The following is a 630-nucleotide window of genomic DNA, read 5'->3' on the forward strand; positions in this document are numbered from 1 at the left end:
GTCCGTGATCCGGATCAGGGACAGTGTCTGGTGGGTAGTTTAACTGGGGCGGTTGCCTCCTAAAGAGTAACGGAGGCGCCCAAAGGTTCCCTCAGCCTGGTTGGCAATCAGGTGTTGAGTGTAAGTGCACAAGGGAGCTTGACTGTGAGACTGACGGGTCGAGCAGGTACGAAAGTAGGGACTAGTGATCCGGCGGTGGCTTGTGGAAGCGCCGTCGCTCAACGGATAAAAGGTACCCCGGGGATAACAGGCTGATCTTCCCCAAGAGTCCATATCGACGGGATGGTTTGGCACCTCGATGTCGGCTCGTCGCATCCTGGGGCTGGAGTCGGTCCCAAGGGTTGGGCTGTTCGCCCATTAAAGCGGTACGCGAGCTGGGTTTAGAACGTCGTGAGACAGTTCGGTCCCTATCCGCTGCGCGCGTTGGAGTCTTGAGAAGGGCTGTCCCTAGTACGAGAGGACCGGGACGGACGGACCTCTGGTGTGCCAGTTGTTCTGCCAAGGGCATGGCTGGTTGGCTACGTTCGGGAGGGATAACCGCTGAAAGCATCTAAGCGGGAAGCCTGCTTCGAGATGAGGACTCCCACCCACTTGATGGGGTAAGGCTCCCAGTAGACGACTGGGTTGATA

Annotated in this window: 1 rRNA gene; it reads left to right on the forward strand. The window is 58.1% G+C overall.

Annotated elements, in window-relative coordinates:
* Positions 1–630: ribosomal RNA gene (locus ACFO3J_RS35935) — 23S ribosomal RNA — on the forward strand; the annotation flags it as partial.

The organism is Streptomyces polygonati, from assembly GCF_042650325.1.
In the GTDB taxonomy this organism is placed as follows: Bacteria; Actinomycetota; Actinomycetes; order Streptomycetales; family Streptomycetaceae; genus Actinacidiphila; species Actinacidiphila polygonati.